The organism is Simiaoa sp., assembly GCF_051972595.1.
In the GTDB taxonomy this organism is placed as follows: domain Bacteria; phylum Bacillota; class Clostridia; order Lachnospirales; family Lachnospiraceae; genus Acetatifactor; species Acetatifactor hominis.
On sequence record NZ_JBOKRY010000010.1, the window covers coordinates 41,849 to 57,587 of the forward strand.

Below are 15,739 nucleotides of genomic sequence, written 5' to 3' on the forward strand. Positions count from 1 at the left end.
CGGATACTTATGTCTGTTCCCCGGATCAGCTCACAGGCGCACTTCCTTTTCCTCAGACGAAAGCCGCTCCCAGCTTCTAACAGCTTCTCTCTGGCGTCCCACCGAAAAGTACTTTTCCTGCTCCATGCCTTTACTGCATATATGATCATTCCTACTAAATAAGATATGCAAAAATACGGGTTTTGTCAACCCTGGAGTTTCCTACATTACAGCTTTTTCCAAGGTTTCCCTCACGTATTCATTCAGTGACATCTGGCATGCAGTCGCATGAATCACTAACTTTTTATGTGTTTCCGGTGCAATTCTGATATTAAAACTACCTTTATATGCCTTCTCCGGAATTTTCCCATTTTCTTCACATAGTAACAGATAATCATCTACCGCCCCATGAAAATCTTCTACCAGACTCTTGGCATCGGTTCCTTCATAAGAGATCAGGGAACGGATCCCCATTACCTTTCCGAAAAAAATTCCATTCTCCTCGGAAAATTCTACGCTGCCGACATACCCGTTATATTCCATCGTATTTTTCAAATCAATCCCTCCTGTTCCAACAGATCACATAATTGTCTGACCTGGTATGCTTTCAATTCCTTTTGCGGATGCGGCTTATGCAGTAATATGCTCCCGTGCTCCTCACTGGTAAACATCACTCTCGAACCACTGGTTTTCCCCTTATTGCATTTCGTAAATTCCAGATAATCCAATAAAACTTCCGCATCATGAAAGGTAAATGTCTTAGGTCTGCTTTTTAACTGTTCAATTAGTTTTTCCTTTTGTCCCATTTGTACCCCTTGTTAGTTATATTATATTTTTTCTGCTTGCTTTTTGCAACTGTTTTTAGTTGCAAATATAAAGTTAAAAGCATATTTTCTACTTAATTTCAATGGATTGGAAAATTTCTCCGACATTGGGCTCTAATAGAAAATAGATCTGATAATAGAAAAGGTCCTATGCCATTTATATTAGCATAGAACCTCTGTAATCACAATAGTATTTTATTCTTCCAGAAGTATCCACTGTCCCTCCGGTGCCGCATCCAGGATCCAGTACTGGCACCGTCGGATGTCCGCCTCCAGACTTCCGGTCTCCTGTAATTTTTCCCCATCGTAGGTGAAGAATACGGTTCTCGCTTTTGCATTATCTCCGGTCTCATACAGTGCGATCACGATCTGCTCCCCATCCGGACTGTAAGCGAGAATGCTGTTGTCCAACAGTCTTGCATGGCGGTCTACATTGTTACCTTCCACTCCGAAGGTGTAATTCACCGGGCTGTTTCCTTCCACGTTCTTCCAGGCGTCTGTTTGTAGTGTGATCCGCTCCGATGTCGCATCTCCATCCAGATCGATCAGTGCATAGGTCTCAGAAAAAGTTCTCTGGGACACATCGCATACCATACCGGGATGAGATAAAATATCCTCCCGCCATTCCACAGCATACCGGTCCCTTGACACCTGATCCAGCCTGTCAGCTCCGGCGTCCAGACCACTGATGGAATACTGCTGATAGAGTTCTCCGTTGCCGTTATAGACCGTCACGAAACCATTCTGTACTTTCATGGAAAACGGAAGCACAGGTTCTGCCGTTTCTTCCCCGGTCAATTCCCATCCGGTATCACCTGCCAGGCTGCAGTTCTTCACCGTATACAGTGTAGGTTTCCCGTCCTCCTGTAAATGCTCCGCTGCTTCTGTCATATAGAATACCCTGCTGCCCATCCAGCCGATACTGCTGTCCTCCTGCACCTTCTCGTTATAAGCGTTGGAAGTATTGTAGTAGGTCCGGTCACAGATCGCAGCCGATGCCATATTTTCCGGGATGCCATCCGCAGACACACACCGGAAGGTATGATTATACATCACGTAGATTCCACAGCTGGATACCTGAATATGAATACCGGAACCGGAATAGCTTCCGATCTTCGTCTCCAGATACTCTGTATACTGTCCTGCCGGCATATTTCCCGGGGAATACGCTTCATATTCCACATAGACTTTCCGTACAGACTGCTCTCCCGGGAGCGGTCCGATCTTCTGCTTTGCTGCCGCACTCACATCTCCGGTAGACAACAGCCAGATCTTCTGTTCCTCCTCCGCCAGCACCATAGGAATCTCGATCACAGAACCATCCTTCTCAAAAGTATACTCCACATTGACCACCGATCCTTCTCCCATACGGTCATCGCCATAGAGCTGGTACTGTCTTGCCGCCTCGTAGAGGACTTCCGTCACCTCACCGGCACCCTTCCCCAGTGACAGAAGCTGCTTTGCCGCCGTCACAGGGTCCTTATAATCCTCGTAGAATCTGTGATCACCGGTGCCGTACTGCTCCTCGAAACGGCTGTTTTCGAACATCTCCCAGTTCGCAGGATACCCGGCATACCTTCTGTGATTAACATACCATCCCTTCTCCTGTGCAAAGGAATGGGTACTCTCGATCCTCTCGGGGGAATAAAATTCCGCGAAATCGGAGCGCGTCTCAAACGTTACATACGACAGCTTTTCCGCATAAATATTCCATTCTTCCTGTGTCCAGACAGCCTCATCGGAATACTCCGTATCACTGATATCTACCGGCTCGTTCTGTGCAGACGGTGCAGTTTCCGTAGGAAGTTTTTCCTCACTGCGGTTTCCTCCCGGATTACTGCACAGGCAGATGATGAGTGCTGCGATCACCGCCACCGCACCGATGAGGATCCAGAACGGAGGCTTACGATAATCCAGCACATGGCGGATCCGGTTCTTCACATGATCCTCTCCGAAGGATAACAGCGCGCAGATCGTACCACCGCGGTATTTTCTCCACCTGCCGTCGCTGGCTTCCTCCAGCAGTGTATAAGAATAGACCTTCTTGCTTTCCTCTCCCAAAAGCTTTACCACTTTTTCGTCACAGGACATCTCACAGTCCATATTCATCAGATAAAATGCCAGCCACACCAGGGGATTGAACCAATGCACACAGCAGATAGAAAGCGCTGCCGGCTTGATCAGATAGTCTCTTCTCTGCAAATGCACCCTCTCATGGCACAACACTACCTCTCTGCTCTCCCCGGCAAGCTCCGATGACAGATAAATGGTCGGATGCAGGATCCCCATGACAAAAGAAAGGTGTCCCCCCTTAATCTCACAAATTCCTTCTTCTACTTTATGAACGCCATTTTCCGACTGACGCAGACGGTAATACATCCGCAGATAGGAAAACAGATGATAACCGGCAAACCCAACAAACCCGATCAGCCACAAGTACGGTAACACGATTCCCGCCAGTGTTTTCAGCATCTGTGTGCTGTGCGTTGCAAATATTTCCGTGGTTGGATCGCTCGTTACAGACATTCCTGTCTGTCCGGTTACCATAGAGGGCTCCTGCGAAAGTGTCTCCGGCTGACTGCCATCATCACTATCGGTCTGCTCCGTCATGCCTGAAATCTGTATTGCTTCCGCGGTCGGATTTTCCAAGGTTGCTTTTTCTCCGGATGCTGTCAGCGCGGTGCTCACCGTCTGTTCCGTTACCAGCCGCTGTGGGATCAGGCTGATCTGTGTCTGCGGAAATGCCGGGCAGCACAGGCGCAGAAACACGATCCCCCACAACAGATAAGAACACCATCTGGGAGCCCTGCGAAGCACCAGTCTCGCCACCAGCACCAGCAAAATGCAATAGCTTCCCACCAGGCTCAAGTTGCAAACGATCCCAAATACCTTCTCTAAAATCTCCCTCATCCAATCTCCTCCGTCAGCCCTTATAATCCTCGATCATAGCTTCGATCTCAGCGATCTGCGCTGCGCTGAGCTTCTTGCTCTGGATAAATGCTGCGATCATCTTCGGCAGCGAACCGCCGTAAGCCTTCTCCACGAAAGCCTCCCCCTGGGCTCTGTGGTATTCCTCCTTATTCAATACGGAAGATACGATGGCATTCTCATTTTTGAAAATACCGTTCTCACAAAGCTTTTTAATAAACGTATAGGTAGTGGATTTCTTCCAGCCGAACTTCTCCGCGCACTGTTTTACCAGTTCTCCGGAACCGATGGGTTCCTCCTCCCAGATCAGCTCAGCAAATTTGTATTCTGTCTCCGTCATCTGATACATTCCCATTCCTCCTTGTATCTTTCTTAATCCAGCACTTGCCAATTATGCAATCCTATTGGCTTTTTTGCACTCATCACATTATAAAAGGTCGATAGTATACAGACCTTGTTCTAATTAAAGTCTATATCCTATCGACCCATTTGTCAAGTTCTTATTTCCCGAAATTATCAGTTTTTCGGGCATCCACTGCAGCTTCCGCAGCCGCCCTGCACCGCCTGTGCCGTAAGATCATAAGGCGTAGTCACCAGACAGATTGCCTGAGAAGAGATTCCCTCTCCGCTGCCGGTGAATCCCAGTCCTTCCTCCGTGGTAGCCTTCACATTGACCTGTCCCACATCGATCAGCAGAGCTTTCGCGATATTTTCCCGCATGGTATCGATATGCGGGCGCATCTTCGGTGCCTGTGCAATGATCGTCGCATCAATATTTTCGATAAACACATGATTTTCTTCCAGCAGCTCACCCACTTTTTCCAGCAATTTTATGGAAGAAATACCCTTGTATGCTGGATCTGTATCCGGGAAATGTTTCCCGATGTCCCCCAGCGCCGCTGCTCCCAACAGCGCATCCATGATCGCATGGAGCAGGACATCCGCATCCGAATGTCCCAGAAGTCCTTTTTCATAAGGTATTTTCACACCGCCGATGATGAGGTCTCTTCCCTCCACCAGACGGTGTACGTCATATCCCATTCCGATTCTCATACTTACAACCTTTCCGCAGACGTTATCCTTTTTCAAAAAGTACCGACTGTCCCGTTGCGGCCAGTGCCGAGTGCCAATATCGTCCGCAATATGCGAAATCTCTGTCATTATTATCTCGCCACAGCACAGTTCATCAGATTCTCCGTGCTGTCGAATACATAGACGGTATAACTGCCGTCCTCATATATCTTTTCGCCCTGCTTCAATGCCGGAGCCTCTGCATATTCCGCACACTCCTCCGCAGTCAACAGCAGGAATGTCTCCCCGGTATGATACCCATCCTCATAATATTTCATGGGCGAAGACCACTTAAAATACTCAAGGTGCTCGGGATCTCCGATGTTGCCGATCTCCACTTCACCATTCGTAAGCTCCGTGATGATATTGGCATTATTATAAGTAGCGAAGCCGAAATCATACCCGTTCTCCGCAAGGAACTGTGCCACAGGACGCTTCGTCTCGTTCTTGTCCACCGTCAGGAAAGACATCACCGTTTTCCCCGTTCCGAGGATCAGGCAGATAGTAAGCAGTGCCGTCACCGCAAATCTGTCAAAGGGCATTTTTTCCTCTTCCAGATAAAAACACAATACCGGCAGGGCGAAAATGAAGATCGTGATATAATACCGCGGCACCATGGTACTGGTGGTAAATATGAAAACAAATAAATTCAGTACAAAGCTGACCTTTAAAAACAGTGTGATCAGACTTCGAAATCCCGTGACACGCTGCATTTTCCCGCTTTTGACCGTAACGTATCCGCAGATGCCAAGCATCACGAAGGCTGCCATCGTCACAACACCCCGCAGGGATAAAAAGCCCTTATCCGGAATATAGCCAAAAAGCATCAACAGGCACCCCACCGCATTCTGGATCCGGTCAAATAACACACCGTGATACAATGCGATGAAATTCGTGGCACCATAGGTCTGGAATACGTATTTGTGACTGATGAACACTACATTGATGCCATAGCCCGCTACCGCGAAAAATGCCCCCGCCAGACTATACAGAAAATATCGCATCCTGTCCGTAGAAAGTAAAGAGCGGAAATGCTCCTTTGTCATCTCTCCGCGGAAGCTCTGAAATTCCTCACCACCCAGCAGGTAGAAAAAGGAAGTCAGTACCAGAGGGCACTGTAATGCCAGCAGGTAACGCACGCCGGACATTCCACAAACAATAGCAAGCAACACATAGAATATCCACAGGCTGACCTTACGTTTTGCACTATATTCTCCGCTGCACAACCGCAGATACATACCGAAGAACCACAGCACCAGGATCACATGGGACATGTAGGTATTGCCCATCTGCATATGCGTCATCATGGTCTCGGAAAAAGGCAGCAGCAGCAGGCAGGAGCTTAACACGGTAAGTCCGCGGGATACTTTTAACGGCTTCATAAAATAATAATAGGAAGCCAGCATCAACCCGTAAAATACCAGGTTCGTGATCGTACGGATCACATGCCAGTTGCTGCAGATGCGAAACAGCGACCCCATGATCAGCTGTGTATACAACACGCGGAATTCCGTGGAATAATACCAGTTTGTCGTGGAAAAAATGTGGTGCTCTTCGGATAGGATCCGGGAAAAGATCATCTCCGCCGCCATATCGGAATCCAGCCAGTGATCCTGACTGATGATATTTAGGCTAAGCAGGAGCAGAAGCGTCGCTCCCAGCAAAATATATGGTATCTGTTTTTTCAGTGTTTTCATACCGCAGACCTTTCTGTTAGTGCCTATGCATTCTTCCCTAACTATACACGATTTGCCGCAAAAGCACAACTGCGGCTTTTGCGGCAAATCTACAAGTTTTATCATTTAATTAAGATCGTTTCCTTTTAGGGAAGCTGTTACCGATGCCCGGCTCTTCCCGTTTCTTTCGCTTTTTTGCTTCTCTCTCTGCTCTCTCTGCGGAGGGCTTACGATCTGCGTTTTTTCTGTCATGGTCGTTCCATTTTCTTCCGTCTTCACGGCTGTCACTTCTGCGGTGTCTTCTACCCTCACCGGAGCCGGTGCTTCCATCCTCTCTGCGGTCTCTGTCACCGCGGACGAATCTTCTGCGCTCCCCGTCTTCACGGCCGAATCTCCGTCTTCCGTCTCCTCTACTGAAGCTGCGACCTTCACCATCGCCTCTGCCGGACCGGCCTCTGTCCCCGAAGCGATTGCCACGCTTTGTATATTCATCTGCGGCGATCTCCTCGCCCTTGTCACCGACCTGTAATTTCAGCATGGCAGCTGCCAGCTCCAGTGCATCACAGCCCTCCTCTTCCATCTTCCGCTGTAAAAAACTCTTCATCAGCTCGATGTCTTCATGCTCATGCAGTTCCCATGCCCTGTTCAGATATTTGTCTGCTTTCGCTTTCAGCACCTTCGCAGCTCCGGGAAGCTTTTTCTCCGTGATGGTGGTATGGCAGACTCTCTCGATCTCGCGGATCTTGTAGATCTCCCTGCTGTTGGCAAAAGTGAAGGATCTGCCCTTTCTGCCGGCACGGCCGGTTCTGCCGATACGGTGCACATAATACTCGATATCCTGCGGAATATCGTAATTGATGACAGCTTCCACATCATCCACATCAATACCTCTGGCTGCCACATCCGTAGCGATCAGGATACTGGTGCCACCATTACGGAAACGCTTCATGACCGCATCACGCTGCGCCTGGGACAGGTCTCCATGCAGTCCTTCTGCCTGGAAGCCCTGCTCCTTTAATAAATCCGACAGCTCGTCCACCTTTTTCTTCGTATTACAGAAGATCAGGGTCAGCTTCGGCTGATAATACTCTAACAGTCTTACGCAGGCGGCATCCTTGTCCTGGTTTTTCACGCGGTAGAATTTCTGGGATACCAGGGGAATGGTCAGCTCCTGCGCTGCCACCTTTACTAATTTTGCATCGTTCTGGAAACGGTCTGTGATCTCCAGGATCGGCTTCGGCATGGTTGCGGAGAACAGCGCGGTCTGGTGCTCGCCGGGGATCTGTCCAAGGATCAGCTCCATATCCTCTCGGAAGCCCATGTTGAGCATCTCATCCGCTTCATCCAGTACCACCATGTTCACCAGATCCAGCTTAATGGTGCGTCTACGCATATGGTCCATGACACGTCCCGGGGTTCCCACGATGATCTGCACGCCCCGCAGTCCCGCGATCTGACGGCTGATATCCTGTCCGCCGTAGACCGGCAGCACCTTGATGCCATGCATGTATTTTGCGATCTTCCGCAGTTCTTCCGCTGCCTGGATCGCCAGTTCTCTGGTGGGGCATAAGATAATGGTCTGTAACTTCTTCACATCCGGATTGATGTGCTGGATCGCCGGAATGCCGAATGCAGCCGTCTTGCCCGTACCGGTCTGGGCCTGTCCGATGATGTCCTCCCCCTGTAATAAATAAGGAATTGCCTGCTCCTGGATCGGAGACAGTTTCTCAAACCCCATCTCCCGGATTGCACGGACAATACGGTTATCTAACAACGGTTCGATCGATGCGATACCGTCCTGCTCCTTTACTTCTTCAACTTCTTCGTTCACTTCTTCATTTTCCAAAAAATAACTCACAAAATACTCCTTTAAATTAACTTCAACAATCCAAACTGCATTCGCAAGATCGTATCTTTGCGAAAATCACCCTGGTTCTGAATTGTTGCACAAAAAAAGAAATCATTGCGATGCGCTTCTGATTTCTTCCATCAAATCTCAACAACATTTCGTAGTATAGCACGGAAGCATTGAAAAAACAAGCGATTTCGTTTACCATATAATAAAAGTAATGCTTCCGAAGCAGAATAAACTAAATTTCGCATTACTATTTATGCCGTCCGGCGGCAGAATGGAGATTTTATGATACAGACATTACATATCGTACCGGAATATAACGAAGAACTGATCTATCCCGCCATCTGCAAAAGCATGGAGGCGCTGCACATCGCCGCAGATTTACGCCCGGAGATGAAGATCGTCATCAAGCCTAACCTCGTCATGGCAAAATCCCCGGATTTTCCCGCCACCACGCATCCGCTGGTGGTAAAAGCAGTGATCCGGTGGCTCCGGGAGCAGGGCATTCAGCACATCACCATTGCGGAAAGCTCCGGTGGTCTCTACAATGCCGAATCCATGAAGCATGTGTATCACGTATGCGGCATGGATACTCTGGGCGAAAGTGCAGAACTGAACATGGACTTTTCCGCACAGACCGTAAACTGTCCGGCAGGATTTAAAAATCACAGTTTCCACCTGATCACTCCCATCGTGGAAGCTGACTATATCATTAATATCTGTAAGCTGAAGACCCATGCCATGACCGGTTATTCCGGCGGCATCAAGAATCTCTTCGGCACCATCCCCGGTCTGGAAAAGCCCCAGATGCACTACCGCTGGCCGGAGATCGAAGATTTCTCCAACATGCTCTTAGAACTGGCTCAGACCGTAGCTCCCAATCTCACCGTCATTGACGCCATTGATGCCATGGAGGGTAACGGTCCCACCGGCGGCACTTCGCATCCTTTGCATATGCTGCTGGCGGCAAAAGATTTCTATACCCAGGACTGCTTCGCCGCAAAACTTATGGGATTAGAACCTACAGAGATCGTCATGCTGCGTCAGGCACTGGAAAAAGGTCTGGCTCGCCCTAAGGAGTTGGCGCTTGTGGGAGATCCGGTTCCGGAAGGCTTATCTCCTTTTCAGAAGCCGGATACCATAAAATTAGATTTTACCAACGGTGTGCCGAAATTTTTACGCAAGCCTTTCATGTTCGTGGCTTCCCGACTGTTGAAATCCTATCCGCAGCTGACCCCGGAGAAATGCGTGGGATGCGGAAAATGTGCGGAAAGCTGTCCGGCACATGTCATCAGAATCGAAAATCGCAAGGCGAAATTCAAGAGAAAAGGCTGCATCTCCTGCTTCTGTTGTCAGGAAATGTGCCCCATGAAGGCTATCAGTGTAAAGAAAGCCCTGTAATTTCCTGCTTTTTGCTATTATTGTTCTAATTGCATACAAAATTTTTACAAAAATATCAAAAAACGTGTTGACAAAGTGGGACACGCATTGTATACTGAACAGGTCGGTTGCGAGAGCAACGAAATGGAATCTTAGCTCAGCTGGGAGAGCATCTGCCTTACAAGCAGAGGGTCATAGGTTCGAGCCCTATAGGTTCCATTCCAACTTCGGTTGGTCATATGGCGAGATAGCTCAGTTGGCTAGAGCATGCGGTTCATACCCGCAGTGTCGAGGGTTCGAATCCCCCTCTCGCTATTAGGTTAAAAGGGTCGGAAATGCTGATAAATACAGCGTTTCCGATTTTTTTGATTTCTCAAAGTATCAAATAATATGTTTACTTTTGTTTACTTCTGGATTTCTGACGGTGATAATGGTTAAACCAGAGTTTAAAATGCGCCGGTTTTCTCCTCTTAAAACCAGGGTTAAGAAGCCTAAAACAAAAGGTACGAAAGCTGACTCCGTGGAAAAAGTTACGGTTGCCGAACTTCTTCCCTCTTTGGAAAATACGGTTTTAAATAAAAATTAAACTTTAGCATCACCGCTTTCAGCATTCTGATAGACAAAGGAATTAGTGGTCATGGTGATTTCATCTAATATAGCCAGATTTCCGCTTTTCTTTATGCACATTGTTATTTAATAATTTGGACTTGCACACCGCCAAACCCGTTACTGTTCCAAAACAAACTGCTCTGTCTCAGGGTTCCACTTTAATACTGCTACGATTTCTTCAGAACTTATCAATTTATCCTCAGATGCCACAATAATCAAATCATCTACTATATCCATATAATAAAAAGATTCATCTCCAATGATCTTTAGCGCATCTATCGGAATTTCTACCCATTGACTGCCTTCGACAGCTAAAAGCTGAATTTCCTGTGTTGATATTCCTTGATATGTTGTGGTTTTTGATACCAATATTCTGCTTTGTCCGTCACTCGCTTGAATACAGTTTATAACTACTTTATCAGCCGCAAACTCCTTATATGCTACCATTTCTAATGAATCAGCATCTAAAAGGATACCCACCGTTTTATCCAATCCTGCAACATGAGGGGTATTCAAAATCTTGCATAACACGAATATTTCACTGGCATTATCTTGCGAGAAAGAACCAAAATCAATCCGAACTATAACAATATCTAATGCACTGATGTTACCTTCTTCGTAATTCTCTGCTACCTTTTCTATAATCCTGTTATTAAGCTCTGAGACCATATCAGCACTATCCCTGGATTTCGATATTCCACACGCATTGATGCACATCAGCATAAACAACACAAGAACAGAGACCGGCAAAACCTTATTTTTCATCTTACCCATACTCGTCTTAATCTCTTTCTGGCACATTTTCTATTTTAATGTGCAGGATATGATCCTGCAATCAGTGTAATAATACAACAAAATATTCGATGCGGAATCACCATTTTTTGCACGCAATGCGGCACCCATTTGACATAGCCCGTAACGATGTCCTCCCGCACCAGTTGCAATATCTGTGCAACTTACAGCTTTCAAAGCAGGATGCGTAGAATGATCTTTTGTTCCATTACCACTACAGCTTGAGAAAAAGGCACCCCAAATATAATCATAAGTTGTAGATGATGGTTTATACATTACAATATCCGTTTTAGATTTACCTCCAGAAGTATAAAAAATATTTGCCGTTGCATCTATTGCCTCCTCGGTAACCTTAGTAGGATCATATACCTGACAACAAGAAGATGAGCAAACCTTATAATCTTTACCCGAATGATTCGAATAAACACTCAGCGCATACTCTAAGAAGGTGTTTGCCGCCACTGCCTGTGCTTCATACAATTCACTAACCTGTGTTGAAGTTAGTCCTTTACCAGTGTAATAACTTTTTCCGTAAAGTTCCGAAGATAATACAGTATAGATATATGTCTCTCTATCAACAGTTTTTGTTTGATTATTATAGTAAACCGCAATAGAATTGCTTACATCCGGAACAGAACTCATTGCTCTGGCAACAGATGATGTTGCAAAATTTCCTCTATCTATAATAGAAGGCAGTACAGTTTGTCCTCCTATATCATGCATTATTTCTTCTCTATCCTGCGAAACAGAAAAGCCATCATTTATATAGAATGTAAAAATTGTAGTTCCATCCGCACTGTCAACATCATAATTACTATAATTTGCCGCAAAATACCCTGCTGCATTTATTTCCCAATCGTATGTTCCTGAAGGGAGATTTTTTATTTGAAAACGTCCATCTTCACCCGTAATGACCGCAACTTCCCCATCTACAGAAATTGTAGCATTTGGAATAAAGGCTTCTGTATCATAATCTCTTACAACACCGACAACATTTGCCAAATTATTGTTGGAAAAAGTGTGCATACTTACTGCCAAGTCTACTGTTGCTGCAGAAAGGGCATAATTTTGGAATCCTTCGTCATAATCTTTTTGTGTTATTACCTCTGTCTCATAAAGTAAAGTTCCCTTGCTCACAGTATCCGTTTCTCCACATGCTTCTTCTGCATATGTAGTAATAGCAGAAGTATAAATAGAGCATCCGAACATAACAGCAATTGCCAAAGATATTATTCTTTTCTTCATATTTCACCCTCCCATTTTTTATAGGTAGTGTCAACTTTATACGCTCAAAATCACCCCAACTCCAGTAAAATCAAGTGTTCCAAGGCTGTGCCTTTACCTCCCCTTTCTTTGGCTTGGGTGACCAAAAATTTTGCATCGGAAGATCAGTCAAGACCGGACTGAAAGCCGTTAAATTCAACCTTGACGGGGCTTTCGTAAGCAAAATATAATCGTTCACCCCAATGGAAAGGAATACGATTTTTTCATAATTCGGTTTACATTACCTTTTATAATCTGCTCAATATAACCAAGTTCTTTCTCCTTGTGCTACTTTAATGTCAAATATTTATGTTTAATAAATCGGGCTTGCAAATCCTATAAGACTGCTATCTGTTAAATTGTACGTATGTCTCGAAACCTTATCACTCCAGTTTCCATCCACAACAGTAATCTGTGTGCTTGACACCTCAACTACAATGCCAGTGTGGCTACTAGATGTTGTACTCGTGCCCGTAAAGAAAATATCGCCGACCTCAGGTGTATAGCTTCCGTTATAAGCAGAACTGTAATAAAAACAATCCATGTCTTTGAAATTCTTCATTCCTGTCGAGCAGGAAGAATACTTAGGAATAACGGATGTTGATACGCCCGCTTCACTTGCGCACCAACTAACAAATATTGCACACCATGCTGCGGGGTTAAGCCCATACCATTGACCATATTTGGTGTAGTTTGCAGAACCGGCGTTCGCTGTGAAACTATCCAAGTCTGAATTGGAAGCCTTTTCTTTATACCCAACCTGGGATTCTGCAACTCTGACAATTTCAGCACAATAATCAGTATTTATGGAATTCAAGCTGTATAACGCTTCACTAACAGCTTGAATTTCTTCAGAAACATAAGAACAGGATTGGAATCCTGACACAGTCTCCCTATAACTGTCAGACACTACTTTGGCTACATCATATGCCTCATCGTACATGATAGTCAGGTTGTGTTCAATGTCTGCAGTCTTCACAACACCGTCATCTACATATTCCATGCTCTCATATAATGTCACAAAAGTTATTGTATCCTCTATGTCAATCCCAGAAATTTGAAAAGACATATCAGAAACGCTGACGTTATTTTCGGACAATGTAATTCTGTGAGCATTTTCATCGTTCACGATGCCGTTGACAGCCACTGTTCTCAAGCTTTCCGTGTCCCCGGTCATGACTGCTGTTTCCCGACTATCCATGTAGCTTTCTACCAACTCAAGTATCTCCACCCTTTCTGTATCTTCCAGGCCAGCCGCCTCTGCGGGCAAAATCGGAACCATAACAAAGATCATACAAATAGCTTAAAAACTCGCAATATACTTTTTCATTGCTTCCTCTTTTCTCTTCATAAAATACCTCTCTTTCTCGTCTGAACTTGTTTAATCTGCCTTCTGGTTAGAAATAAACAAATAACCATCATCCGTCTTTTGTAAAATGACCACCCATTGCCCCCCCTCATACTCTTTTTCGTATTTCAGTATGAGTTTGTTATTTGACTCCCAAGTTCCGGAAGTAACCATACACCAATCAAAATTCGAGTCTCCCATAATCAGATAGTAACTGTCATATTGCTCCAAATAATAGAAACTGTCCAAGCCTGTCTTTTTTGTCTCCGCCAGACTTATTCCCATTTTTTCCTGCAAAAAAGCATCCATTTCATTTGCTGTGATTTTTATGATATCCAAATACGGGGCATCACTACATAACTCTGTCAGCATTGACAGTTCATCCTCCGATACTTCGCCAAACGCTCCTCCAACGCCATTATAAAATAACTCAAACAAGTTAATTTCATCTGGTTGACTATACTCGCTGGATAACAGCATATTGTTCATGTTCGTTATGTCACCATTGAAAAATTCTGTGTTAAACACAGTAATTTCCTTTTCGGAAAGAGTACCGGAAGCCATCTGGCATCCTGAAAACATCAAAATCATAAAAGACAAGATAACCGATAATGCAAGTAAATCCATAACTTTTGTCAATATTTTCATTCAAAATCTCCTCCGTTTCACTTCTCAAATTTCTCGCCATTATAGACTCTTCATGGGCACCACTCCCATCCATAGTTGCAAAGCAGATTTCCCCACCTGCAATACACATTACATTTTTCTACAAACTGATAATTCTTTTCTGCCGATGTTGCCGTTTTAATTTCTCCATTAACACTACACGTCATTGTAACTCGATATGTACCTCTGGAAACCAGATATATTTCCAAGCCAGATGCTGTTATGGTATTGCTCGAATCTTCCCATGATTCCACATTGACCCAGCTACCAGAGACCTTTTCCTGGAACATAGCTTTTACATACATTTTTCAAATGATTTCTGCATTTCCCTATCAGCATTGTGATTACAACTATTAAAAATATTATATTTAGCTCCAAGAAGTAGCTATCCTTTTCAAATATAGTGCAAACTATTCCGATAAAAAAATCCAAGCATAAATATTTCATCAGCTTTATTTTAAAACACTTGTTCTCTTCTTCGTTTATCTCCCTGTTTCTGTTCTCAACTGGATATAACACATACACAAATACTTCCAGGGCGAATAATACAATAAGTGAAACAAATTCATGTAAACAGAGATTCTTAACTACAAGCAGAGTAGTAATATATGTTAAGCATGACAAAACAAAGCATATCCAGAATTTTTCCAAATGCAAACCACCTGCATAGGAACGCAATGGTGAGAAAATCACAAAGAAAAATATCCCTTCTAAGACCATATCGAGTTTCAGTGCGATGAACAAGCTTGCAACCAAAAATAACCCAACTTCCAAGGTTATGACAAATCCATATTCATAGACTTCCCGATCTGCTTCATCAACCATGCTCTTTTTGATAACATAATCTGTCAACAACTTTGCTACTTTTCTCATTTATTTGTTTTTCCTGAATTTCCTCACTTCTTCCGGCTGTTTAGGCTGATGGTATATGAGTGCACATCTGCTGTTTGCAGCTTTTGATAACATTCCATCAGCAACGGATGTTAATGCTTTTGCTAATACAGTTTTCTTTTCATTTTTCTTCATTATGTATACCCCCTTAATGAACTATTTTTGTAATCATATCATATTCCCCGCAAGATAATCACTAATATGTCAAAAATACGGCAATAGCTGTCAATTTTCCAGTAGATTCATGACAACGGTCATCCGTCTTTAGGATATCTTTAATTTTATCCATGAGTTCCGAGTTGTAAAATATCAGACCGAAAGTATATCAACCTTGCACGGGGTTCTAAATTTATAAAAGAATTTTCAGCACTTATCGGCCTGCCGTTAAGTTCCTACTTTTTAAACGACGGAGACATCAGAAAAAATGCTAAGCCACAGGTTTTAATCCGTGGCTTAG

14 protein-coding genes, 2 tRNA genes, 1 pseudogene and 1 other annotated feature (1 of these 18 only partly in view) are annotated in these 15,739 nt (G+C 44.7%); of the genes and pseudogenes, 4 read left to right on the top strand and 13 right to left on the bottom strand.

All coding sequences use genetic code 11. The features are described 5' to 3' along the window. Positions 1 to 134 (bottom strand) — a binding site (T-box leader); it reaches 98 nt to the left of the window's first position. 67 nt (positions 135 to 201) lie between these two features. The 7 genes from ACTRDR_RS05780 to ACTRDR_RS05810 all read right to left on the bottom strand — a co-directional run bounded on the left by ACTRDR_RS05780 (position 202) and on the right by ACTRDR_RS05810 (position 8,336). Then, entirely contained in the window at positions 202 to 534 is a 333-nt protein-coding gene (locus ACTRDR_RS05780) for a toxin-antitoxin system HicB family antitoxin (protein WP_176864147.1), read from the bottom strand. Next, positions 531 to 785, bottom strand: a complete 255-nt coding sequence (locus ACTRDR_RS05785; RefSeq protein WP_176864149.1) for a type II toxin-antitoxin system HicA family toxin — start codon at positions 783 to 785, stop codon at positions 531 to 533. Before ACTRDR_RS05785 ends, ACTRDR_RS05780 begins: the two co-directional genes overlap by 4 nt. A 213-nt stretch (positions 786 to 998) precedes the next feature. After that, positions 999 to 3,713, bottom strand: coding sequence for a M56 family metallopeptidase (locus tag ACTRDR_RS05790; protein ID WP_440526476.1), 2,715 nt, complete (start codon positions 3,711 to 3,713; stop codon positions 999 to 1,001). 13 nt (positions 3,714 to 3,726) lie between these two features. Next, a complete protein-coding gene (locus ACTRDR_RS05795) occupies positions 3,727 to 4,080 on the bottom strand; it encodes a BlaI/MecI/CopY family transcriptional regulator (RefSeq protein ID WP_022153965.1) in 354 nt (117 codons plus the stop codon). Positions 4,081 to 4,247: 167 nt separating this feature from the next. Next, a complete protein-coding gene (gene ispF, locus ACTRDR_RS05800) occupies positions 4,248 to 4,784 on the bottom strand; it encodes a 2-C-methyl-D-erythritol 2,4-cyclodiphosphate synthase (RefSeq protein ID WP_440526477.1) in 537 nt (178 codons plus the stop codon). A gap of 110 nt (positions 4,785 to 4,894) precedes the next feature. Further along, on the bottom strand, positions 4,895 to 6,499 hold the full coding sequence (locus tag ACTRDR_RS05805) for a hypothetical protein (RefSeq protein ID WP_440526478.1): 1,605 nt from the start codon (positions 6,497 to 6,499) through the stop codon (positions 4,895 to 4,897). 109 nt (positions 6,500 to 6,608) lie between these two features. Beyond that, complete coding sequence (locus ACTRDR_RS05810) at positions 6,609 to 8,336, bottom strand: DEAD/DEAH box helicase (protein WP_440526479.1); 1,728 nt, start codon at positions 8,334 to 8,336, stop codon at positions 6,609 to 6,611. A gap of 282 nt (positions 8,337 to 8,618) precedes the next feature. Between ACTRDR_RS05810 and ACTRDR_RS05815 the strand changes: the two genes are divergently transcribed. The 3 genes from ACTRDR_RS05815 (at position 8,619) to ACTRDR_RS05825 (ending at position 10,028) form a co-directional block, all read left to right on the top strand. Further along, positions 8,619 to 9,734: a DUF362 domain-containing protein gene (locus tag ACTRDR_RS05815; RefSeq protein ID WP_440526480.1), complete on the top strand. Its 1,116-nt coding sequence runs from the start codon at positions 8,619 to 8,621 to the stop codon at positions 9,732 to 9,734. A gap of 125 nt (positions 9,735 to 9,859) precedes the next feature. Next, positions 9,860 to 9,932, top strand: a tRNA-Val gene (locus ACTRDR_RS05820). Positions 9,933 to 9,954: 22 nt separating this feature from the next. Next, positions 9,955 to 10,028 (top strand) — tRNA-Met (locus ACTRDR_RS05825). A gap of 411 nt (positions 10,029 to 10,439) precedes the next feature. Here the strand turns inward: ACTRDR_RS05825 and ACTRDR_RS05830 are convergent. From ACTRDR_RS05830 to ACTRDR_RS05855, 6 genes are all read right to left on the bottom strand, one after another. Beyond that, entirely contained in the window at positions 10,440 to 11,096 is a 657-nt protein-coding gene (locus ACTRDR_RS05830) for a hypothetical protein (RefSeq protein WP_117466709.1), read from the bottom strand. A 30-nt stretch (positions 11,097 to 11,126) separates the two neighbouring features. Beyond that, a complete protein-coding gene (locus tag ACTRDR_RS05835; protein ID WP_440526481.1) occupies positions 11,127 to 12,359 on the bottom strand; it encodes a carboxypeptidase regulatory-like domain-containing protein in 1,233 nt (410 codons plus the stop codon). 331 nt (positions 12,360 to 12,690) lie between these two features. Next, positions 12,691 to 13,671 carry a CHAP domain-containing protein gene (locus tag ACTRDR_RS05840; protein WP_117466705.1) on the bottom strand — a complete coding sequence of 327 codons (981 nt, stop codon included), beginning with the start codon at positions 13,669 to 13,671 and terminating at the stop codon, positions 12,691 to 12,693. Between the two features lie 87 nt (positions 13,672 to 13,758). Continuing rightward, a complete protein-coding gene (locus ACTRDR_RS05845; protein WP_117466703.1) occupies positions 13,759 to 14,373 on the bottom strand; it encodes a hypothetical protein in 615 nt (204 codons plus the stop codon). Positions 14,374 to 14,655: 282 nt separating this feature from the next. Beyond that, positions 14,656 to 15,264 (bottom strand): accessory gene regulator B family protein, encoded by a 609-nt coding sequence (locus tag ACTRDR_RS05850; protein WP_117466701.1) that lies wholly within the window; start codon positions 15,262 to 15,264, stop codon positions 14,656 to 14,658. Beyond that, positions 15,265 to 15,417 (bottom strand): cyclic lactone autoinducer peptide, encoded by a 153-nt coding sequence (locus ACTRDR_RS05855; RefSeq protein WP_117466699.1) that lies wholly within the window; start codon positions 15,415 to 15,417, stop codon positions 15,265 to 15,267. 133 nt (positions 15,418 to 15,550) lie between these two features. On the opposite strand from ACTRDR_RS05855, the pseudogene ACTRDR_RS05860 reads away from it, so the two are divergent. Then, positions 15,551 to 15,727, top strand: a pseudogene (locus ACTRDR_RS05860) (IS1634 family transposase); the annotation flags it as partial. Positions 15,728 to 15,739: the final 12 nt, after the last annotated feature.

What these genes read in the sequence shown, in the direction of transcription:
- ACTRDR_RS05785 (WP_176864149.1), bottom strand. Translation starts at nt 785, where the DNA reads ATGGGACAAAAGGAAAAACTAATTGAACAGTTAAAAAGCAGACCTAAG.
- ACTRDR_RS05790 (WP_440526476.1), bottom strand. Translation starts at nt 3,713, where the DNA reads ATGAGGGAGATTTTAGAGAAGGTATTTGGGATCGTTTGCAACTTGAGC.
- ACTRDR_RS05795 (WP_022153965.1), bottom strand. Translation starts at nt 4,080, where the DNA reads ATGTATCAGATGACGGAGACAGAATACAAATTTGCTGAGCTGATCTGG.
- ispF (WP_440526477.1), bottom strand. Translation starts at nt 4,784, where the DNA reads ATGAGAATCGGAATGGGATATGACGTACACCGTCTGGTGGAGGGAAGA.
- ACTRDR_RS05805 (WP_440526478.1), bottom strand. Translation starts at nt 6,499, where the DNA reads ATGAAAACACTGAAAAAACAGATACCATATATTTTGCTGGGAGCGACG.
- ACTRDR_RS05815 (WP_440526480.1), top strand. Translation starts at nt 8,619, where the DNA reads ATGATACAGACATTACATATCGTACCGGAATATAACGAAGAACTGATC.
- ACTRDR_RS05830 (WP_117466709.1), bottom strand. Translation starts at nt 11,096, where the DNA reads ATGGGTAAGATGAAAAATAAGGTTTTGCCGGTCTCTGTTCTTGTGTTG.
- ACTRDR_RS05835 (WP_440526481.1), bottom strand. Translation starts at nt 12,359, where the DNA reads ATGAAGAAAAGAATAATATCTTTGGCAATTGCTGTTATGTTCGGATGC.
- ACTRDR_RS05840 (WP_117466705.1), bottom strand. Translation starts at nt 13,671, where the DNA reads ATGATCTTTGTTATGGTTCCGATTTTGCCCGCAGAGGCGGCTGGCCTG.
- ACTRDR_RS05845 (WP_117466703.1), bottom strand. Translation starts at nt 14,373, where the DNA reads ATGAAAATATTGACAAAAGTTATGGATTTACTTGCATTATCGGTTATC.
- ACTRDR_RS05850 (WP_117466701.1), bottom strand. Translation starts at nt 15,264, where the DNA reads ATGAGAAAAGTAGCAAAGTTGTTGACAGATTATGTTATCAAAAAGAGC.
- ACTRDR_RS05855 (WP_117466699.1), bottom strand. Translation starts at nt 15,417, where the DNA reads ATGAAGAAAAATGAAAAGAAAACTGTATTAGCAAAAGCATTAACATCC.